The sequence below is a fragment of the Acinetobacter sp. CAU_H_78 genome, from assembly GCF_058599365.1.
Map to the genome: position 1 here is coordinate 514,458 of NZ_CM178652.1, position 20,727 is coordinate 535,184.

Genomic DNA, 20,727 nt, shown 5'->3' on the forward strand with positions numbered 1-20,727 from the left:
AGTGCCTTAATTTAGGCTTTATCAGTTCATTTGAAATAAAGATTTGCCTAGCAAGAAAAATGAAATATCTGTCAGAATGATCAATGTAACAAAATAAAACAAAAAGTAATCTAATAAAAAATAGCCAGGAAAATAGTCATCGTTCAAGAGAATGAATATCGTTTATAAATTCAGCAAATCAAAATAATCAGGCTGAACTAATAAATGCTATATGACAGCATCATTTTTATGAATCGTCAGTTCAAAATATGGGTATTTATTAAATAAATAATAGGTAGTAATTTCTAGAAGTTTAATTAGAATCCAAAAATTCAACAAAAACACATCCTGAGGGGAAGCACCGTAAATCACGGTGTTTACTTAAGAAAAAATTAGCTTGAGGGACGCTCATGCAGATTGGAATTCCAGCCGAAACTGTCGTCGGTGAAAATCGCGTCGCTGCGACGCCTGAGACAGTAAAGAAATTGATCAGCGCTGGTCATAGTGTGGTGATCGAACGTGGAGCAGGTGTTAAAGCTGCCTACATCGACAGTGCCTATGAGCAAGTTGGTGCCAAAATTACGGATGATGCCTACACCGGTAGCCAGATAGTTTTGAAAGTTCGTGCACCGAAGGGTGAGGAAATTCAAAAGCTGTCAGCCAACACCACGGTTGTAGCGATGTTTGACCCATACCGCAATACCGAGCTTGACCAGTTCGCGGCACAGAATGTGTCTGCCTTTGCTCTTGAGCTTTTGCCACGTACGCTGTCACGTGCGCAAAACATGGACGTATTGTCTTCGCAAGCGAACCTTGCAGGTTATAAATCAGTGCTATTAGCCGCTGCTGAATATCAGCGCATGTTCCCAATGCTGATGACAGCGGCAGGTACGGTAAAACCGGCTCGTGTCGTGATCATGGGTGTCGGGGTAGCAGGACTTCAAGCGATTGCAACAGCGAAACGTCTGGGTGCAGTCGTAGAAGCAACTGACCTTCGTCCGACTGCCAAAGATCAGGTTGAGTCTTTGGGTGGTAAATGGCTAGACGTACCGATGTCTCCTGAAGAGCAGGCACGTGCTGATGAAGCAGCTAAAAACGGTTATGGCTGGATGCCAGGTGAACAGTACATCAAGGATCAGGCAGCGATTGTCGATAAAGCGGTATCGAATGCCGATATCGTGATTACCACTGCATTGTTACCAGGTCGTGATGCACCACGCTTAATCCGCGCTGAAACCGTAGCCAAGATGAAACCAGGCTCAGTGATTCTGGATATGGCAGTGGAATCAGGCGGTAACGTGGAAGGTTCTAAATGCGGTGAAACTGTTGTGACTGAAAATGGTGTGAAGATTCTGGGTGTGCCAAATATTCCATCAACGGTGTCGACTGAAGCATCAGCGCTATATGCACGTAACGTCTATAACTTTGTTGAAACACTTTTTGATGCAGACAAGAACTTTGTCCTGAATCAGGAAGATGAAATTCAAAAAGCCCTACTTGTCACTCACGGCGGCCAAGTGCTGTTAAAACGTGGTTAAGGAGCAGACTCATGGTTGAAACAATTACGATTTTCGTCCTGGCCATCTTCGTGGGTTACTACGTGGTTTGGGGGGTAACACCAGCACTACATACGCCATTGATGGCGGTGACCAATGCCTTGTCTTCGATCATTATCGTGGGCGCAATGATTCAAACTGTTGGCCTGCCAATGGTGGGCGTTGAAGGCAGCGTGGATTTCCAGACCATTAACGTGGTGAGTGTACTGGGGGCAATCGCAGTATTTCTGGCGAGCATTAATATTTTCGGTGGCTTTGCCGTGACTGCACGTATGCTGGAAATGTTCAAACCTAAGCAAAAGAAGAAAGAGGGTTAAACCATGGAATTTATTCGAGAGTATGCGGATTGGTTCTACCTGATTGGCGCCGTTCTTTTTATCTTAACGCTACGTGGTTTGTCTGGTCCTAAAACTGCAATTGCAGGTAACCGCTACGGTATGATCGCCATGGCGATTGCTGTAGTGACCACATTCTTTGTTGCTGAAAATCCAGTAGTCTGGATGATTCTTGCAGCAATGGCTGCGGGTGCAGTGGTGGGTATTGCGCGTGCACGTACTGTACCAATGACCCAGATGCCAGAAACTGTGGCACTTATGCACTCACTGGTGGGTCTGGCTGCGGTACTGATTGCAGTTGCCGCAATTATCCATAACAACAAGCTGGTTGAATTAGGTCCAGACCTGTTAGCTGCAAATGGTGTGACTTTCCATGAAATGAGCAAGGTTCACCTGTTTGAACTGTTTGTGGGCTGTTTTGTGGGAGCGATTACCTTTACTGCTTCTGTATTTGCATACGGCAAGCTGGCTGCAAAGAAATGGGCAAAAACCATTTCAGGTGGCTGGGTAAAACCGGTTCAGGCTCTGATCTTTATTGCAATGCTGGCAGCAGGGATTCACTTCTTCCTGACAGGTAGCATGACATCTTTCTGGGCAATGACTGGTCTTGCACTGGCATTTGGCTGGGTATGGATTGCACCAGTAGGCGGCGGCGATATGCCGGTTGTAGTTTCGCTGTTGAACTCATTCTCAGGCTGGGCAGCAGCAGGGATTGGTTTCACACTGGAAAACAACATGCTGATCGTTGCGGGTTCGCTGGTTGGTTCTTCAGGTGCGATTCTGTCTTACATCATGTGTAAAGCGATGAACCGTTCGATCATCAATGTATTGTTTGGTGGTGCGATGGGTGGTGCAGCTGCGCCGACAGCAGCTGCGGGTGCACAAGTGCAACGTAACTACCGTTCAGGTTCTGCGGATGATGCTGGCTTCTTAATGTCGAATGCAGACAGCGTTGTCATTGTACCGGGTTATGGTATGGCACAAGGCCGTGCACAAAACGCAGTAAAAGAGCTGGCAAACTTGCTGAAAGAGCAGGGCGTGACTGTACGTTTTGCGATTCACCCGGTAGCTGGTCGTATGCCTGGTCATATGAACGTATTGCTTGCAGAAGCTGATGTTCCTTATGAAGATATTCTGGAAATGGACGAGATCAACTCAGACTTCCCGGCAACTGACGTAGTACTGGTTATTGGTGCAAACGACGTTGTAAACCCAGCTGCAAAAGACGATCCGAACTCACCGATCTACGGCATGCCAATTCTGGAAGCTCACAAGGCGCGTACCATCATGGTAATCAAGCGTTCTATGGCGACCGGTTATGCAGGTCTGGACAATGACTTGTTCTATAACGACAAGACCATGATGATTTTCGGTGATGCGAAGAAAGTTGTGGAAGATATGACTAAAGCGATTAATGGTACAGGTCACTAAGACTTTCCATTCGCTGAATCATCTTAAATCCTCCTTTTAAAAGGGGGATTTTTCCATTTAAATTACAGATAAATTCTCCTTCCTATATAAAAGCTGAATCGAAAAGAATTACAAAGTAAAATTAGCTATGGTGTTTTATTTTTAGAAAATTGGTCTGGATAAAATTGCAACAAAACGTTTAAAGAATAGGCTGAATGATTAAATCTGATCAAAAAACGAATTCATTAAAGTTTTTGACCCATAAATTTCTTTTTCGATTCAAGTTAAACAATATAAAAAAAGCGACCTACATAGGTCGCTTTTTTTGAATATTCGATATTTATGCTACAGAATCTGTAGGATTGCGCCATAGGCTTTCTAGATCATAGAATTTACGCGCTGTAGGCAGCATGCAGTGCACTACAACAAAACCTAGATCAATCAGGATCCATTCTGCATCACGTTCGCCTTCGATACCAAGCGGACGGAAACCTGCTTTACGTGCTTCTTCAGCAACATTATCTGCAAGTGATTTGATATGACGGGTTGATGTACCGCTTGCAATCACCATGGCATCTGCCACGTTACTGATGCTAGCAACATCAAGCTGAACAACTTCTTTAGCCTTTACATCTTCGAGGGCTGCATGTACAACTTTCAAGCATGCATTTACTGCTTGTGCATGAGAATTCATAGTGTGATCGTGAGAATTAGAAGCGCTGGGCGATGGTTCTAAATTCATAGGGAGTATAATTTCCTAACAATTATGCATGATCTAATATAGCGGTTTTAGCCCAAAATTTCAAATGCACCTTCCGCCGCTTTAGTCATACTCTGGGAAGAACTGTTCTTTCCAGTCAAAGGATTCTTCCGAAGTCCCCAGAGGTTTATATTCGGCTGCGACATAACCATTGTATTGGCTATTCTCTAACCATTGAAAAATCTCATAATATGGAATGGAAGCCGTATTTGGTTGATGACGCCCCGGGCAGTCTGCAAACTGGATATGACCAATCTCTGCAATATTTTCTTTTAAGGCTTCAAGTACATCTTCACCCATCATGGCCATATGATAACAGTCATATTGCATTTTCAAGGATGGATGATTGACAGCTTCCAGCATCTCCTGAGCTTGAGCCACATTCTGAATCAGAAAGCGTGGCATATCCTGACCGTTGATCATTTCAAAAACCGGCTGAATCTGATAATCAGAGAGCATGGAGCAGGCAACTTTCAGATTACTCGCCAAGCTGTTCAGGCAAGGAAGCAGGTCACAATCCAGTGGCTGTTTGCCGGCCAGAATATTGACACTCGGCACATTCAAAGCAGTCGCATATTGAATGGATTGCTCTACGGCATGACGAAACTCGATTTCCTGTCCAGGGATGCCGGCCAGACCATGTCCACCTTGCATCAGATCGCCGGCAGGCACATTAATCAGGCAGATATCCAGATCATGCAACTGAAGCTGCTGCTGGATCTGCTCAATACTCAGTTCATAGGGAAACTGGATTTCCACATGTTTAAAACCATGCGCATGAGCCAAGGCAAAACGTTCTAACAGCGGTACTTCCGTAAAAATCATGGAAAGGTTAACGGCGAGTTTGGTCATGGGCTTTTCCTTGCTCAAGATAGAATATTGAAATCGAATATTTAACGGTCTACGTGCTTGATTACAGTGGCCAGATCGGCTTCTGCAAATCCGTCTTGCTGATGGGCTTTGAGTTGAGATAGGGCCTGGCTTGCCACAGGGATATCCAAAGATAAAGTAGCAGCCAGTTGCACCGCATTGTTCAGGTCTTTAGATAGTGTCTGCACTTTCCATTGCACGGGTTCAAAAGTCTGGCTGGCCATACGTGGGGCCAGAATCTGAAAAGGCTTGGAGTCAGCAAAACCACCGGCTAATGCAGGTGCTAGTAGGGCTGTATCCACACCGGCACGATCGGCCAGGGCCACTGCTTCAGCGATCAGGGTACTGTTCGCCGCTACAATCAGCTGGTTACAGATTTTAGTCGCCTGACCGGTTCCCGTATCACCCATGCGAGTGACACGTTGTGAAAGCACGGTATAGATGGGATCAAGTGCGGTAATAGTTTTTGCATCACCACCCGCGAAGATGACTAGCGTGCCTTGTTCTGCACCGGCTGTACCGCCAGACACAGGAGAGTCAATCCAGATCGCTTGTTTAGCTTGGGCCTGTTCAGCTAGAGTTTTGGTTTGATGTACAGAAAGGCTGGAAAAATCGACAATGATCTGACTAGCTACCAGATGTGGTTGAATCTGCCCAAAGACCGATTGCACTGCGGCATCATCTGCCAGACAGGTCAAAATAACCGGATAATCTGCAATTTGATCTAGAGATAGCGGAGTGGCTCCGAGGGCAAGCAAAGGATCGCAGGCACTGGCCGTACGGTTCCAGACTGCAACTTGAAAACCTGCTTCTAGCAAGCGGGTTACCATACGACTGCCCATGAGTCCCATACCTAAAAAGGCAATTTTGCTATCACGATCGAATTGCATCTTATCTCTCATCTTTTGATTTTGCTTCAGCTATAATTATCGATATTGACGTGGCACAAACTGCACATCCGGATTTTTATCCTTTTTACGTGCCAGTTGGCTGTTTTTACCGAGTAACAGTTTAAGTTGCCAGATTTTTTCCATACGCAGTGACTTTTTGGGTTTGTGTTCCATCGCATCCAGCACAAATTTAGAGGCCATCAAGGCATCTGGAGAGCGTTGTAACATTTCTTCAGCCAAAACCTGTGCTTTTGCTAATGGCTGTTCATCAACATGGGTGATCAGGCCAATTTCTTTGGCATAGGCACCTTCAAAAATACGTGCGGTTAAGGTCAGCTCTTTGGCTAGATCAATCCCGATCAGACCTTTGAGTGAACGCGTTAGTCCCATGTCTGGTACTAGGCCCCAACGAGTTTCCATAATTGACATTTTGGTCGCAGGGTGGGCGATCCGGATATCCGCAGCCAACGCAAGTTGCATACCTGCACCAAAGCAGAAACCTTCAATGGCTGCAATTACTGGGACAGGCAATTCCTGCCAGACCAGAAAAGCTTTCTGAAATAAGCTCTGTCCAGGACGGATCAGTTCCCAGGCCGCATAGGCACGATTTTTAGGATTGTTTAAATCGGCCAAGTCAATGCCGGCACTAAAGACCTGCGCTTCACCGGTTAAAATGACACAACGCACCGACTTGTCTTTTTTAATCTGGTTTGCAATCTGCACCAGTTCACGCAGCAGGGCAAAGCTCATGGCATTACGTTTGTCTGGACGGCTGAGAGTAACCGTGGCAATTCCATTATTTTTTTCAAAGCGCACAAGTGACATGGTATTCATCCTTAATTTTTCTGTAAGCGAGCATAGCATGAGCAATCTGTGCTTGCATGACAGTGCGGTCATACAGATATGAGTGATTAAACAGCAATGATTTAACCACTATGCTTGTTTAAGATTTGCTGGGCTGCCTGTTCTACCTGCTCAATCACGGCTTTCAACTCATCTAGGTATTTCAGTACTTCCTGAACAAAACTGTCATCGGCTTTACGACGTTCCTTACGCAAGGTCGAGACAAACTGTTCAAAACTTCCGGTAACTTTTTGCAGAGTCGGTGTGCCGACATAACGGGTAGCCCCATAGAGACGGTGCAAGACATGTTCCAGCTGCGGAAAATCTTCCAGTTCAATCAATTGCTCAATCTCATCCAGCTCCTTTTCAAAACTGTCGACCAGCATACTGAGCAGATCGACCGCTAGATCTTCTTTATTGGCCGCCAGTTGCAGGCTTTGTTGCCAGTCCAGAATATTCGGATCTAGCGCATCAATGACATTGGCACGTTCCAGCACCGGAATCTTTTTAAAACTCTCAGTCGTCCAATGCGTCAGAATCTGCACGATCTGATCAATCTGAATAGGCTTGGTGACATAATCATCCATGCCATTTTGCAACAGTTTTTGCTTCTCATCGGAAAGGGCATGTGCTGTCAGGGCAATAATCGGTAGACGCTGATGATTTTCGAAAGTTGATTCCAGTGAACGGATTGCACGGGTGGTATCGATACCGGACATCACTGGCATCTGAATGTCCATAAACACCAGATCAAAGGACGGCAGGCCCTGTTCATAACGGCTCTGGATGATATCAATCGCTTCCTGTCCGCTAATGGCTTTGGTTGTGGTGACATTCAGTTCGGCCAGCAATGCCTCCAGAACAATCAGGTTCGGCAGATGGTCATCAACGGCAAGGATATGCAGTCCCTGACCATTAAAGTCTTCATGCTGTTCCTGATCGAAGACGGGTTGATTACCAAGTAGCTGAATTAGGGCACTACGACTGAGTGGCTGATGCAGGGCGCGGGCACGATGATCATTCAGCATGTTCGGATCAAGCTGCATCTGATAACCATATACAGCCAGATGTCCCTGATAGCGAGAGCGAATCTCTGTCAGTAGAGCCTGGCTATCGCCACTATGGTCGACAATCAGCCAGGTATTCTCGATATTTTGTAAATGGTTCAGACGGCTGAACAGATCCAGAATGGACGTCGATTCAATATGTTTAACGCGATAATTTTCCAGATAATGTCTTAAGACATTCGCCGTTGCCGGGTGGGCAAGATAAGACACAACGGTCAGATCACTGAAATCCGGGTGCTCATGGATAATATCTTCATCCACCGGGAATTGGGCGGTAAACCAGAAGGTTGAGCCTTTTTCTGTTGGAGCGCGTTCCTGATTGTCTTCAAAGCCGATCTGACCATGCATCAGGTGAACCAGCTGTTTGGAAATGGCCAGTCCTAGACCTGTACCACCGAATTGGCGGGTGACCGAGGTGTCGCCTTGCGAGAAGGATTCAAACAGTTTTTTACGGTCAGTTCCGCTCAGGCCAATGCCGCTATCCTGAACGCTGAAATGCAGCAGACATTGTCCAATATCATCGTGCTCCATGCGTGCCCGAACAATGATTTCGCCGTCTGGAGTAAACTTGATCGCATTGGAAATCAGGTTGGTCAGAATCTGCTTGAAGCGTAGTACATCACCAATCACATGTTTTGGCACATTGTCTGCAAAATAGAACGCCATATCGATATGCTTCTGTGCAGCCAGTGGCGAGAGCATGTCCATCACATCAAAGATAGCTTCTTCCAGATCAAAAGGTGCAGTTTCCAGTTCCAGTTTGCCAGCATCGATCTTGGAGAAATCCAGTACATCATTGATTAGGGCCAGCAGATGCGCAGAAGATTTGCGGATGGTCTGCAAATACAGGCTTTGCTCATTGCTAAGATTGCCTTGACGCAGCAGCAGGTGAATAAAACCATCAATACTGTTTAAGGGTGTGCGTAATTCATGGGAAATATTGGCCAGAAACACCGACTTGGCCTGGTTGGCAGAGATCGCCTGGTCACGTGCTTGACGATAAGTAATATTTTGAACTTCTAAAGTATCTAGGGTACGGCGCAAATCGTCTTCAGTCTGTTCGGTATGCTCGCGCAATTCCAGAAAACTGAAATGCAGACGTTTCACCACATTGGCAATATCACGCTGCAAAAGACGCAGTTCACCGGTACTGTTAATCACCATGTGCTGATCTAGAGTGTCGGCATTCAGGCGTTGTAGCTGCATGCGAATCTCATACATTGGCGCAATCCAGCGACGCGAATAGAAATTCAGACATAACAACAAGAGCAATAAGGTCAATAAGCCGGTTGCAATCAAAACGATCAAGACCCGGTAGCGGGCAATTTCTAAGGGTTGGTTGTCTAGTTCAATTGCCAGCCAGCCTGCATTCATGCCATTTTCATTTACTTTGACTGCATAAATATGATTGTTTTTATCTAATATCGGGCCAACAAAATTGCTATCTTTTTTAAAGTCCGGCCAAGGCGCTTGCTCCTGAAAACCAATGCCGAGTTTACTTTTGCCATTTTCATCCAGAATAGCCGCACGAACCAGATGCTTTTCATTCAGCATATTTTGCATGGCATCATGAGCCTGCTCATATTGCCATGGATATAGGCTCAGAATGTCCAGCGCATATTCAGAAGTGGCCTGAAAACGGGTCAGAATCGCAATGGCCATCTGCTTTTGCTGGGCACGGGCGGCATTGGAAGTTTCTGAAATGACCAGAGCAGCGCCGACACAGGCCAGAATAGTAATGGGTACAAAAATCAGTGCAATCAGCTGTCCATAAGCATGATTTAAGTGTAGGCGTTTAAACAGCTTTTTGTTGATATTTGACATGATTCAAGCAGTATTTTCCTTATGCTTTGCATATTAGCATGCTTTAAATCTACTGTTAAAATTTCAGCATTATTTTTCTAAAGCTCCAGATTAAGGCAGAAAATAAGAACTATTATGCTGAACAGTCATTATGGGTGTTTGAACAAACCTTTTCAGGGGGAGAGGTGAGCTAAGTCACTGTCATGATTAAGGAGTTTTATCAAGCTAAAACAGGACGAATTGGCCATGCCGATCGTGATTTATACAGTTTTATGCAAAAGCACTGCTATAAATGGGTGCAGGGAAATGCATTTTTTCATACAATAGCCGCACCTCGATATAGGTGCAAATAATGAGTAATACCACCCCTGATTTTCAAGCAGACGAATTTTTACTGGACCATTATGTAGGCAAAACGCCACTGGTGCGTTTGCAGCGTCTGGCTAGTCACACTCAAGCCACAGTACTCGCAAAACTCGAAGGAAATAATCCGGCAGGCTCGGTCAAGGACCGTCCAGCGTATAACATGATCATGCAGGCGGAAAAGCGCGGACAGATCAAACCGGGTGATACCTTGATTGAGGCGACCAGCGGAAATACAGGGATTGCATTGGCAATGGTTGCGGCCATGCGCGGTTACAAGATGCAGCTGATTATGCCGAATAACATGAGTCAGGAGCGTAAGGACGCGATGCGTGCTTATGGTGCTGAACTGATTGAAGTGACCAAAGAGCAGGGCATGGAAGGTGCACGTGATCTGGCCTTGCAAATGCAGGCTGAAGGTAAAGGTCTGGTGTTAAACCAGTTTGGTAACCCGGACAATGTCGAAGCGCATTACCTGACCACAGGTCCTGAAATCTGGCAGCAAACAGGCGGCAAGATTACTCACTTTGTCAGCTCAATGGGTACTACAGGTACGATCATGGGCGTATCTAAATATCTGAAAGAAATGAATCCGGATATTCAGATTGTGGGCCTGCAGCCATCTGATGGTTCTAGCATTGCCGGTATCCGTCGCTGGCCAGAAGAATATTTGCCAACAATTTTTGATCGTAGCCGTATCGACCGTATTATCGATATTCCACAGATTGAAGCGGAACGCACCATGCGTAAACTGGCGCAAAAAGAAGGCATCAGTGCCGGAACATCTTCTGGCGGTGCAGTTTGGGCATCGATCAAGCTTGCAGAAGAAAATCCGGATGCAGTGATTGTATGTATTATCTGTGACCGTGGTGACCGTTACCTGTCTACAGGCTTATTCTCTGTACAAGATCCTGAATAATTTTTGAGAAATCTTTTATGCGCCTGCCTGTTTTAACCTTCGATATTGAAACCCAAACCGATCTTAAATCAGGCGCGCATCTGTTTGGTCTGGATCTGCCCGAGGCTGATCTGGATCAGGCCCTGACCAAATTACGCCGTCAGGAATCAGGCTCGGACTTTCAGCGTCTGCCTTTGCATGAAATTGTCTGTATTTCTGGTTTATGGATGGATGAACAGGGCATGCGCCTGTTTTCTTTTAGCCGTGAACAGTACAGCGAAGCAGAAATTTTAAAAAAGTTCTTATCCATTTTTGACAAGCGTCATCCGACGCTAGTCAGTTGGAATGGCTCACAATTTGATCTGCCGGTTATTCTTTATCGGGCCATGTATCATGGTTTATCTGCCCCAAGTCTGTTCGATCAGGGCGAAATTGATACGCAAAAGCGTTATAATAACTACCAGAATCGTTACCATCAGCGTCATGTCGATTTGATGGATGTCATGGCCATGTTTCATGCCCGTCATTTTCAGAAACTGGATGATGTTGCTCATTTATTGGGTTATCCAGGCAAGCGTGGTGATGGTGGCTATCATGTACCTGAATATGTACGTAACCAGCAATGGAGCGAACTCACCAGCTATTGCGAAGGTGATGTGCTCAATACCTGGTTGGTCTATATTCGCTGGCTGTTGCTAAAAGGCCAGTTGATGTTGCCTGATTATCAGCATCTGGTGCAAAGTACGATTCAATATCTGCATACTCAGCCGCAACATGCAGATTTTTTATCAGTCTGGCGTGAAACCTCACAAAGAACTGAATTTACCCGTTTTGATTTTCCCATCTCCACATCCTAGGTTTTCATGAAACGTCGAGCACAACCACGTCCAGCACCGCAATCCGAGTATATTTTTCAGGTTGAATCACTCTCACATGAAGGACGTGGCATCGCTCACTATGGTTCACATCCGGATCACCCGCTTGAAAAGCATGGCAAGAAAGTTTTTATTCGATATGCCTTGCCGGGTGAAACCGTTCGTGCCCGCATTACCCGTGAAGTCAAAAAACTGGAAGAGGCGGATAGCCTTGAATTGCTCAGTGAGGCTTCCGAGATCAGGGTCAAACCTGTGTGTCCACACTTTGGCGTATGTGGCGGCTGCAATATGCAGCATATCCATCCAGATGCACAGATTGAACTTAAGCAGAATGTTCTGAAATCACATTTGCAGCATTTTGCCGGGATACAGCCTGAAGAATGGCTGTCACCGCTACGTTCACAACGTGAAGATTATCGTCGTAAAGCCCGGATTGGGGTGCGCTATCTGCCTCAAAAAGACAAGCTGGTGGTCGGTTTTCGTGAAAATCAGTCCAATAAGCTGACCTCGATTGACCGCTGCATGATTCTGGATCGCGAGTTTGGATCGGTTACACGTCTTAAACAATTGCTCCAAAGTCTCGATGGTCAGGCAGATATTGGTCATATAGAATTGGCTATGGGTGATCATGACATTGCGTTGCTTATTCGTGAAACTGCAGAATTATCGGTAACAGATGTCAACCGATTACGCCAATTTACGTTAGAGAAAGGTTGGCAGCTTTATTTGCAACCTGCAGGCCAAGATTATTTGAAGCGGATTGATGAGCCTGAACAGGTAGCACGCTTACACTATGGTCTTGATGACTTTGATGTGGAATTCGGTTTTAATCCATTGGACTTCACTCAGGTCAATTCAACGATCAATCCGCAGATGGTTCGCTTGGCATGTGATTTGCTTCAATTACAGCAGGGCGAACGAGTTCTGGATCTGTTTTGTGGATTAGGAAACTTTTCTTTGCCACTGGCGCGCTGTGTTGGTGCGTCTGGTCAGGTGGTTGCGGTTGAGGGGAGTGAGGAAATGGTGCAACGCGGTGCAGAAAATGCTAACAATAATGGTATTGCACAAGTTTCGTTCTATTCACAAGATTTAACCAAAGATTTTTCGCACCAGTCTTGGGTAAATCAAGGATTTGATGCATTATTAATCGACCCGCCACGTGCTGGAGCAGAAGAAGTCATGCATTATATTCCTCAGTTTGGTGCCAAAAGAATCGTTTATGTGTCATGTAATCCCGCTACGCTCGCAAGAGATGCAGGGCTACTGGTACAACAGGGTTATCAGCTAACGAAAGCCGGTGTGATGGATATGTTTACACATACCGGACATGTCGAGTCGATTGCCTTGTTCGAAAAAGAAAATTAAATAAACGATCAAAGAGATGATGTATCTAAAAGTAGGAGAAGGGTATGGTCACAGTACGTGAGCAACTGCCTGGGCGGCTCAATGAGTTGTCACAGGAGGCGACTGTAGAACATGCCGAACAAGCACAGCAGGATCTGACTGAATGGTTAGATCGGGTTCGTGGCATATTAGACGGGGCTCCCCTGAAGCAGCTCGAAGAAGTTGCCCGTTTAACCTTAGAAAAAGAGCTACAAAGTACGGTTCAGCATCGCTCTAATACCTTCTATACTGGTATTGAAATGGCGGATATTCTCGCGCATCTCTATGTCGATGAAGATACCTTATCCGCTGCCATGCTTTACCGCGCAGTACGTGAAGGCGTCATGCCACTGGCAGAAGTGCAGGAAAAATTCGGTGAACAGGTCTACAGTCTGGTCAAAGGCACGCTGTCCATGGGTAAGCTGTCTGAGCTGATTGAAAAAAATAAACGCCTGGAAGATCACTTTAATAATAACCAGCGTGAACATCTGTCTGGCATTTACAAGATGCTGATTTCAGTGACAGAAGATGTCCGCGTCGTGTTAATCAAGCTGGCAGAACGTACCTATGCACTGCGTGAGCTGGCCAATTCTTCACGTGAACGGCAAGAACGGGTCGCACGAGAAATCCTCACCATTTATTCTCCTCTAGCGCATCGTCTCGGGATTGCCCAGCTGAAATGGGAACTCGAAGATCTGGCCTTCCGCTATCTGGCGCCGGAACGCTATAAAGAAATCGCCTCTCTGCTGAATGAAAAGCGTCTGGAACGTGAACAATATATTCAGTTCGTGATTGATACATTGCGTGAAGAGCTGGCAGAACACGGCATTGAAGCTGAAATTAATGGCCGGGTGAAGCACATTTATTCGATCTATCGGAAAATGAAAAGCAAGAGCCTGAGCTTCGACCAGCTGTATGACATCCGTGCGCTGCGTGTACTGGTGAAAAGCGTACCTGAGTGTTATCACACGCTCGGGATCGTACATCAATTGTGGCGACATATTCCGCATCAGTTTGATGACTATATTACCAATCCGAAGGCCAATGGTTATCGCTCTTTACACACAGCTGTGATTGCGGAAAACAAGTCACTTGAAGTGCAGATTCGTACTTATACGATGCATGAAGAGGCTGAACTTGGCGTATGCTCACACTTCAACTATAAGGAAGGTTCGAAAAATACCGATACTTCCTTTAATCATCGTCTGCACTCCCTGCGTGCAGTGATTGAGCATTATCAAGAACGCAATGAAGCCAGCGCACATAAGGATGAAGAAGAGGAAGTTGAAAATTTTGAACACATTCAAGATTTTGAAGGCTTTGAAAAAATCTATGTGTTCAGCCGTGATGGTGATATTAAAGAGTTGCCGCGGGGTTCAACTGTGCTCGACTTTGCCTATCACGTGCATACGGAAGTCGGCAACAAATGCTATGCAGCCCGGGTCAACCAGCGCTATGTGCCTTTAACCTATGCCTTGAAAACTGGTGAACAGGTCGAGATTCTGACCAAGAAAGACCGTGAACCGAATCGGGACTGGTTGGTTAATTCACTGGGTTATATCAAGACTGCACGTGCCCGTGACAAGTTACGTCACTGGTTCCGTCAGCAGGATCGCAGTAAGAACCTGGAAGTGGGTCGTGAAATTCTGAATAAAGAATTGGCACGTCTGGCAATTCATCCAAAATCAATTGATCTGGGTGATTATTGCAACCATTTTAATGTGAAGAGTGGCGAAGATATTCTGATTGGTCTGGTGAATGGTGATATTAGCCTGCATGCCCTGATCAATCAGGTGAACCGTCATATGCATCTGGATCAGGATGAGCCTGAACTGGTGCTGAAACCCGCCTTGAATCCGCGTGCTAGCCATACCTTGTCTGCACATGGTATTCTGATTGATGGGCTGGATAACGTGGAACTGCATGTAGCCCAGTGCTGTCAGCCGGTACATGGTGAATCGATTGCGGGTTATATTACACTGAATCGCGGTGTAAGCATCCACAAGGTAGCTTGTCCGGATTATGTACGTATGATCTCGCAGGAACCGGAACGTGCAGTAGAAGCCGACTGGGAAATGCAGCCGACTCGTGGTCAGAGCGTACAGATCGTGGTGGAAGCCTATGACCGTCGTGGCCTGCTCAAAGACCTGACCCAGGTGATTTTCTCGGATCAGATTAATATCCGTCAGGTAAATACTATTTCTGAAGCAGATGGTATTGCTAATATGAAACTGTTGATTGAAGTCAAAGGTCTGGCTCAACTTTCCAAATTATTGGCCCGTCTTGAACAGCAGCCGGGAATTATCAGTGCCCGCCGTCTGGTACAAGGTAACTGATTCTTTTTAGGTATGATTAGAAAAGCCCGCAATTCAATTGCGGGCTTTTTTGTTATAAGGTGTGCTGAAGAGGGAAAAGAGCAAATAATAAACATGAGTGCCACGGAAATATTTGAACTGAGAAGAAATAATCTGGCCAAAGTAATCGATCAGTTGATTGATAGCCAGCAGTTTAATAATGGCAAAGAGATTTGCGAGCACTTTGGTCTGTCTGCAGCTTATATTACCCAGCTATTGAACAGTAAGCGCCAGATTGGAGAAAAGGCCGCACGAGAACTTGAACAGCAACTTGGTTTGGAAAGTTTAATATTGGATTGTGCCGAAGTTCCGGTCATTGAAGTGGTATCTAGTCCTGTAAAAATGAATTTGTTCCAGATGCAGGTTGTTGAGCAGCAAGCCTTTAAAATGAAAACTATAGATTCGGCAGAAAGACTTTTACCATGGCTTAAATTGGAGCTTCAGCATTATGCCATTCAGGTCACAGGACAATATTATTTTCCGAGCCTAAAAGCAGGCTGGTGGTTGGTCTGTGATGCGCAAGCTGTATTACAGTCATCTGGCTTGGCGTGTCTTTATTTAATTAATGGACTGCAACTCATTGTGGAGCTGATGTCGGAAAACCAGGACAGCTATCAGATCCAAAGTCTGGATGAAAACCGCATGGTCAGTTTCCAGAAATCTGATGTAGCTAAAATCCATCCTGTGATTGCCATAGTGCCTCAGCATTCAATTTTCTTAAGATAGAAATAATTCAGCCCATCATAAGATGGGCTGAATAGGGAAATCGAAAACGGGCAGCTTATGGAAGCTGATTTTCGTCCTCAAATTCTGGTTTCACCTGAACAATAAAGTCCTGACGATTCAGACCGCGCCACAGGGCGAAGGCTGTACCAATATAGATCGAAGAATAGGTACCAACAAAGACACCCACAAACATCGCAATCGAGAACCATTTTAGACCAGCACCGCCCATGATCATCATGGCAACTACAACCAGTAATAATGTCATAGAAGTATGAATGGTACGGCGTAAGGTTTCAGTCAAGGCAATATTGATAATTTCAACAGGTTCGGCACCCCGGATCTTACGGAAGTTCTCACGGATACGGTCAGAGACCACGATATTATCGTTGAGTGAGAAACCGATGATCGCCAGTAGTGCAGCCAGAACTGTAAGGTCAAATGGCCATTGCATCATGGCAAAGATACCGATGGTCACCACGATATCGTGGAACAATGACAGTACCGCACCCATCGCCAGTTTGAACTCAAAGCGGATGGTGACATAGACCAGCATCAGCAACAGGGCAAGGGCAACTGCACCTGCAGAACGCACATACAGCTCGTTACCGACCTGTCCACCGACTACATCGACCTTAGGTACCTGAGCCGCATTGCCTGGCAGCTGAACTGCTGCAGTAACGGCTTTGGTAAGGTCTTCTGCTTCAATATCTTCCTGTACCGGCATACGTACCATCAGGTCACGTTCCGAGCCCAGCGTCTGCACGACAGCATCATCAAAGCCAGCTTTGCTGAGTGCCTGAGTCACATCTTCCGATTTTACCGGATTGGTATAGTTCAGCTCTGCTGATACACCACCGGTAAAGTCCAGACCGAGGTTTAAGCCTTTGGTCGCAATAAAGAAGATGCTGGCAACCGTCAGGATGATAGAGAACACTGCCGCAGGCAATGCAACCTTCATAAAAGGAATCACGCGTTCGTCTTCAGGGCGACCATACTGTTTTTGATTCAGTTGAGTATTTTCAGTCATCATCGATCTCCTAAATGCTCAACTTTTTCAAGTTACGTTTTTTGCCATAGATGATCTGTACGATCGCACGGGTTACGGTAATCGCCGTAAACATCGAGCAGACAATACCAATCATCAGGGTGACAGCAAAGCCTTTGATCGGACCAGTACCAATTGCGAACAGAATGAACGCTACCAGGAAGGTAGTTAAGTTCGAGTCGAAAATGGTGTTATAGGCCCGATCATAACCGGCCACAATTGCCTGTTTCGGCGAGGCGCCCCATTTCATTTCTTCCCGTATCCGCTCACAGATCAGTACGTTGGCATCGACCGCCATACCGATAGTAATCACGATACCTGCAATACCCGGCAGGGTGAGGGAAGCGCCAATCCATGACATCACTGTCAGAATCATTGCCAGGTTAACAACCAGTGCGAAGTTGGCAATTACACCGAACAGACGGAAGAATACGACCATCCAGATTGCAACTAAGATGAAACCGATTTGAGTCGACAATACGCCTTTATCAATATTTTCCTGACCTAGACTTGGACCAATCACACGTTCTTCAACGAAGTACATTGGCGCAGCCAGAGCACCAGCACGTAGCATCAAGGCAAGCTCAGAAGCTTCCTGAGGTGAGTCCAGACCGGTAATACGGAATTGAGAACCCAATACTGCCTGAATGGTTGCAGCGTTAATGACCACAGATTCGGTATATGGTGTACGCACTTCAGTTTGTGCACCAGTTGCCGGATCTTCTACGTAGCTGATTTTTTGCTTGTTCTCGATAAACAGTACCGCCATACGTTTGCCTACGGCATTACGTGTAGCATCTGCCATCAATTTACCGCCAGCGCTGTCCAGCGTAATATTAACTTCAGCACCGCCAGTATCCTGACTAAAGCCAGAGGATGCATTTTGTACACGTTCACCGGTCAAAATACGGTTACGGTTCAGCAATAACTGACGACCACTGTCCAGAGATTCATAAGCAAATGCTTGAGTACCTGCTGGAGCTGTACCACTTAATTGGCCAGTATAAGGATCGATATATTGATCATTCAGATCAGACACCAGACGGAATTCCAGGTTCGCCGTACGGCCCAAGACACGTTTTGCTTCTGCGGTATCCTGTACACCCGGAAGTTCAACCACAATACGGTTGCTACCTTGAGTTTGTACCAGTGCTTCAGCCACACCTAACTCGTTAATACGGTTACGTAAAGTAGTTAAGTTCTGGTTCACCGCATAAGATTCGATTTCCTGCTTACGCGTATCGGTATAGTTGAGGCGTAAAGTCGAACCAGTTTCAGTCGCCACTGCCTGCTGATTGAATTCATTGCCATTACGGCGCAAGAAATCCATCACGGCAGCACGATCATCATTATTGGCAAACTGCACAACAATGGTGTTGTTGCTTAAATTCAGACTGTTGAATTTCAGGTTATTATCACGCAGCTGACGACGTAGGTCAGTTGCAGAGGTGTCCATGCGCTGTGCAATCGCCTTATCCATATCCACTTCGAGCAGGAAGTGAACACCACCACGTAAGTCCAGACCCAGTTTCATTGGTTTGGCACCAATTTTCTGTAGCCATTCTGGGGTGGTTGGAGCAAGGTTAAGTGCTACGACGTATTCATCACCTAAACCACGGCGTAAAGCTTCTTTGGCTTTCAGCTGCGCTTCACTTGAATTTACACGTAATAAAGCAGCGTTATTACTAAAGCTATTGTCGTGAGTTGCAATATTTTCAGTTGTTAAAATCTGCTCTGCTTTTTGTACGATGCCTGCGTCAATCTGAGTACCGGCTTTGGCACCCGAAATCTGTACAGCAGGTTCATCTGGATACAAACTTGGCAGGGCATATAAAGTACTGACCACCAGGACAACCAGGATCAGCACATATTTCCATGCTGGGTAACGCATTCGTTTTCTTCTTAAAATGAAAAAGTCGTGCGGGGAGCACGACTAATTTTGATTAAATGTTATTTAAAGTGCCTTCAGGCAGAACTGAGATCACACTCGCACGTTGAACTTTGACTTCTACACCGCGGCTCAGCTCAACGACTGCGAAATCACCTTCAATTTTAGTGATTTTGCCCATTAAGCCGCCTGCAAAAACGACTTCGCTGCCTACGCCAAGGCTGTCAACCAGAGCACGGTGCTCTTTGGCACGTTTTGATTGAGGGCGCCAGATCAAGAAATAGAAGATTGCAACAAAAACCGCAATCATCAAAAGGTTAGCCATCAAGCTTGGTTGTTGTGCAGCTTCACCTGCAGCGTGAGCAGTCGAAATAAATAGGCTCATTTCATTTTCCTAAAATAAAAAACTGGTGATCAACTTGATAATAAATTGACATATTCTTGCAATTTACCCTGTCTTTTTCCTCAGCGCAAATGCTGAAAGATTAATCTTGTGGACAAGGTGGAACTTCCAGGCCACGACGAGCGTAAAAGTCCTGAACAAATTCATCAAAAGTTCCGTTATCCAGTGCGTTGCGGATATCTTCGGTAAAACGCTGGTAATAACGCAGGTTATGGATGGTACCGAGCATAGAACCCAGCATTTCTCCACATTTCTCTAAATGGAACAGATAAGCGCGGGTAAAGTTCTGACAGGTATAGCAGTCGCAATGTGGATCAAGCGGGCTTTGATCATGACGGTATTGGCTATTACGGATACGCACCAAACCATCAGTCACGAAATAATGACCGTTACGTGCATTTCGGGTTGGCATGACGCAGTCGAACATGTCTACACCGCGACGGATGCCTTCAACGATATCTTCTGGCTTACCCACACCCATCAGGTAGCGCGGTTTATTTTCCGGCATTTTGTTCGGAAGATAATCCAGTACCTTGATCATTTCTTCTTTTGGTTCGCCAACGGACAGACCGCCAATCGCATAACCATCGAAGTCAATCTCAAGCAGGCCTTTTAAGGATTCATCGCGCAGGTCTTCATACATCCCGCCCTGAATAATCCCGAACAGGGCATTTTTATTGTTGAGCTCATCATGATGATGTTTCTTGCAGCGCTCAGCCCAGCGTAAAGACAGTTGCAAAGATTTTTGCGCTTCTTCATGGGTTGCAGGATAAGGCGTACATTCATCAAAAATCATCACAATGTCAGAGTTCAGCGTGTGCTGAATTTCCATCGAAATTTCAGGTGAAAGAAAAACTTTTGAACCATCGATCGGGGAGCGGAAGGTCACGCCTTTTTCTTCAATCTTGCGCATTGCACCCAGACTGAAGACCTGGAAGCCGCCTGAGTCAGTCAGAATCGGTTTATTCCATTTCATGAAACCGTGCAGGCCACCATGCTGCTTGATGACTTCAAGACCCGGGCGCAGGTACAGGTGGAAGGTATTACCGAGGATAATCTGTGCTTTAATGCCTTCAACATCACGTGGCAACATGCCTTTAACCGTGCCATAAGTACCAACTGGCATAAAGACCGGCGTCTCTACTACGCCATGTTCAAGCGTTAAACGACCACGACGGGCACGACCCGACTGACCTAATTTTTCAAACTTCATAAGAGTCCCAAATCAAGGCGAAAAAAACAGTTCGCTGATTACTAATGCGAATTAAAGGGCGCTATT

17 protein-coding genes are annotated in these 20,727 nt (G+C 45.8%); 8 read left to right on the plus strand and 9 right to left on the minus strand.

Annotated elements, in window-relative coordinates; translation table 11 throughout:
* Nucleotides 1-389: 389 nt before the first annotated feature.
* The 3 genes from AC4MCD_RS02540 to AC4MCD_RS02550 are packed head-to-tail and all read left to right on the plus strand — an operon-like array spanning nt 390 to nt 3,301.
* Nucleotides 390-1,517, plus strand: a complete 1,128-nt coding sequence (locus AC4MCD_RS02540; protein WP_034170850.1) for a Re/Si-specific NAD(P)(+) transhydrogenase subunit alpha — start codon at nt 390-392, stop codon at nt 1,515-1,517.
* A gap of 11 nt (nt 1,518-1,528) precedes the next feature.
* Nucleotides 1,529-1,852: a proton-translocating transhydrogenase family protein gene (locus AC4MCD_RS02545; RefSeq protein ID WP_004783638.1), complete on the plus strand. Its 324-nt coding sequence runs from the start codon at nt 1,529-1,531 to the stop codon at nt 1,850-1,852.
* Between the two features lie 3 nt (nt 1,853-1,855).
* Complete coding sequence (locus AC4MCD_RS02550; RefSeq protein ID WP_159123084.1) at nt 1,856-3,301, plus strand: NAD(P)(+) transhydrogenase (Re/Si-specific) subunit beta; 1,446 nt, start codon at nt 1,856-1,858, stop codon at nt 3,299-3,301.
* A 319-nt stretch (nt 3,302-3,620) separates the two neighbouring features.
* Here the strand turns inward: AC4MCD_RS02550 and rsfS are convergent, their stop codons facing one another.
* The 5 genes from rsfS to AC4MCD_RS02575 all read right to left on the minus strand — a co-directional run bounded on the left by rsfS (nt 3,621) and on the right by AC4MCD_RS02575 (nt 9,534).
* A complete protein-coding gene (rsfS, locus tag AC4MCD_RS02555) occupies nt 3,621-4,022 on the minus strand; it encodes a ribosome silencing factor (protein WP_419365688.1) in 402 nt (133 codons plus the stop codon).
* A gap of 81 nt (nt 4,023-4,103) precedes the next feature.
* Nucleotides 4,104-4,892, minus strand: coding sequence for a hydroxypyruvate isomerase family protein (locus AC4MCD_RS02560; protein WP_419365689.1), 789 nt, complete (start codon nt 4,890-4,892; stop codon nt 4,104-4,106).
* Between the two features lie 41 nt (nt 4,893-4,933).
* Nucleotides 4,934-5,800, minus strand: coding sequence for an NAD(P)-dependent oxidoreductase (locus tag AC4MCD_RS02565; protein WP_419365690.1), 867 nt, complete (start codon nt 5,798-5,800; stop codon nt 4,934-4,936).
* A 36-nt stretch (nt 5,801-5,836) separates the two neighbouring features.
* On the minus strand, nt 5,837-6,625 hold the full coding sequence (locus tag AC4MCD_RS02570) for a crotonase/enoyl-CoA hydratase family protein (RefSeq protein ID WP_491876541.1): 789 nt from the start codon (nt 6,623-6,625) through the stop codon (nt 5,837-5,839).
* 101 nt (nt 6,626-6,726) lie between these two features.
* Nucleotides 6,727-9,534: a GacS-like sensor histidine kinase gene (locus AC4MCD_RS02575; RefSeq protein ID WP_419375144.1), complete on the minus strand. Its 2,808-nt coding sequence runs from the start codon at nt 9,532-9,534 to the stop codon at nt 6,727-6,729.
* A 331-nt stretch (nt 9,535-9,865) separates the two neighbouring features.
* Here AC4MCD_RS02575 and cysM point away from each other — a divergent pair, with 331 nt between their 5' ends.
* The 5 genes from cysM to AC4MCD_RS02600 all read left to right on the plus strand — a co-directional run bounded on the left by cysM (nt 9,866) and on the right by AC4MCD_RS02600 (nt 16,112).
* The gene (cysM, locus tag AC4MCD_RS02580; protein ID WP_034702431.1) at nt 9,866-10,795 is read left to right on the plus strand and encodes a cysteine synthase CysM; all 930 of its coding nucleotides are present in this window, start codon (nt 9,866-9,868) and stop codon (nt 10,793-10,795) included.
* A 17-nt stretch (nt 10,796-10,812) separates the two neighbouring features.
* Entirely contained in the window at nt 10,813-11,631 is an 819-nt protein-coding gene (locus tag AC4MCD_RS02585; protein WP_179992986.1) for a 3'-5' exonuclease, read from the plus strand.
* A 6-nt stretch (nt 11,632-11,637) separates the two neighbouring features.
* Nucleotides 11,638-13,014: a 23S rRNA (uracil(1939)-C(5))-methyltransferase RlmD gene (gene rlmD, locus AC4MCD_RS02590; RefSeq protein WP_491876542.1), complete on the plus strand. Its 1,377-nt coding sequence runs from the start codon at nt 11,638-11,640 to the stop codon at nt 13,012-13,014.
* A gap of 44 nt (nt 13,015-13,058) precedes the next feature.
* The gene (locus AC4MCD_RS02595) at nt 13,059-15,368 is read left to right on the plus strand and encodes a RelA/SpoT family protein (protein WP_004783621.1); all 2,310 of its coding nucleotides are present in this window, start codon (nt 13,059-13,061) and stop codon (nt 15,366-15,368) included.
* Nucleotides 15,369-15,461: 93 nt separating this feature from the next.
* A complete protein-coding gene (locus AC4MCD_RS02600) occupies nt 15,462-16,112 on the plus strand; it encodes a hypothetical protein (protein ID WP_491876543.1) in 651 nt (216 codons plus the stop codon).
* 55 nt (nt 16,113-16,167) lie between these two features.
* Here AC4MCD_RS02600 and secF read toward each other — a convergent pair whose 3' ends face one another.
* The 4 genes from secF to tgt form a co-directional block, all read right to left on the minus strand.
* A complete protein-coding gene (gene secF / locus AC4MCD_RS02605; RefSeq protein WP_419365694.1) occupies nt 16,168-17,142 on the minus strand; it encodes a protein translocase subunit SecF in 975 nt (324 codons plus the stop codon).
* Between the two features lie 7 nt (nt 17,143-17,149).
* Entirely contained in the window at nt 17,150-19,048 is a 1,899-nt protein-coding gene (gene secD / locus AC4MCD_RS02610) for a protein translocase subunit SecD (RefSeq protein ID WP_159123076.1), read from the minus strand.
* 52 nt (nt 19,049-19,100) lie between these two features.
* A complete protein-coding gene (gene yajC / locus AC4MCD_RS02615; RefSeq protein WP_004783613.1) occupies nt 19,101-19,430 on the minus strand; it encodes a preprotein translocase subunit YajC in 330 nt (109 codons plus the stop codon).
* Between the two features lie 100 nt (nt 19,431-19,530).
* Nucleotides 19,531-20,661, minus strand: coding sequence for a tRNA guanosine(34) transglycosylase Tgt (tgt, locus tag AC4MCD_RS02620; protein ID WP_262738105.1), 1,131 nt, complete (start codon nt 20,659-20,661; stop codon nt 19,531-19,533).
* Nucleotides 20,662-20,727: the final 66 nt, after the last annotated feature.

Bases quoted from the DNA above. Each gene is read 5' to 3' on its own strand.
- AC4MCD_RS02540 (WP_034170850.1), top strand. From the start codon at position 390: ATGCAGATTGGAATTCCAGCCGAAACTGTCGTCGGTGAAAATCGCGTC.
- AC4MCD_RS02545 (WP_004783638.1), top strand. From the start codon at position 1,529: ATGGTTGAAACAATTACGATTTTCGTCCTGGCCATCTTCGTGGGTTAC.
- AC4MCD_RS02550 (WP_159123084.1), top strand. From the start codon at position 1,856: ATGGAATTTATTCGAGAGTATGCGGATTGGTTCTACCTGATTGGCGCC.
- rsfS (WP_419365688.1), bottom strand. From the start codon at position 4,022: ATGAATTTAGAACCATCGCCCAGCGCTTCTAATTCTCACGATCACACT.
- AC4MCD_RS02560 (WP_419365689.1), bottom strand. From the start codon at position 4,892: ATGACCAAACTCGCCGTTAACCTTTCCATGATTTTTACGGAAGTACCG.
- AC4MCD_RS02565 (WP_419365690.1), bottom strand. From the start codon at position 5,800: ATGCAATTCGATCGTGATAGCAAAATTGCCTTTTTAGGTATGGGACTC.
- AC4MCD_RS02570 (WP_491876541.1), bottom strand. From the start codon at position 6,625: ATGTCACTTGTGCGCTTTGAAAAAAATAATGGAATTGCCACGGTTACT.
- AC4MCD_RS02575 (WP_419375144.1), bottom strand. From the start codon at position 9,534: ATGTCAAATATCAACAAAAAGCTGTTTAAACGCCTACACTTAAATCAT.
- cysM (WP_034702431.1), top strand. From the start codon at position 9,866: ATGAGTAATACCACCCCTGATTTTCAAGCAGACGAATTTTTACTGGAC.
- AC4MCD_RS02585 (WP_179992986.1), top strand. From the start codon at position 10,813: ATGCGCCTGCCTGTTTTAACCTTCGATATTGAAACCCAAACCGATCTT.
- rlmD (WP_491876542.1), top strand. From the start codon at position 11,638: ATGAAACGTCGAGCACAACCACGTCCAGCACCGCAATCCGAGTATATT.
- AC4MCD_RS02595 (WP_004783621.1), top strand. From the start codon at position 13,059: ATGGTCACAGTACGTGAGCAACTGCCTGGGCGGCTCAATGAGTTGTCA.
- AC4MCD_RS02600 (WP_491876543.1), top strand. From the start codon at position 15,462: ATGAGTGCCACGGAAATATTTGAACTGAGAAGAAATAATCTGGCCAAA.
- secF (WP_419365694.1), bottom strand. From the start codon at position 17,142: ATGATGACTGAAAATACTCAACTGAATCAAAAACAGTATGGTCGCCCT.
- secD (WP_159123076.1), bottom strand. From the start codon at position 19,048: ATGCGTTACCCAGCATGGAAATATGTGCTGATCCTGGTTGTCCTGGTG.
- yajC (WP_004783613.1), bottom strand. From the start codon at position 19,430: ATGAGCCTATTTATTTCGACTGCTCACGCTGCAGGTGAAGCTGCACAA.
- tgt (WP_262738105.1), bottom strand. From the start codon at position 20,661: ATGAAGTTTGAAAAATTAGGTCAGTCGGGTCGTGCCCGTCGTGGTCGT.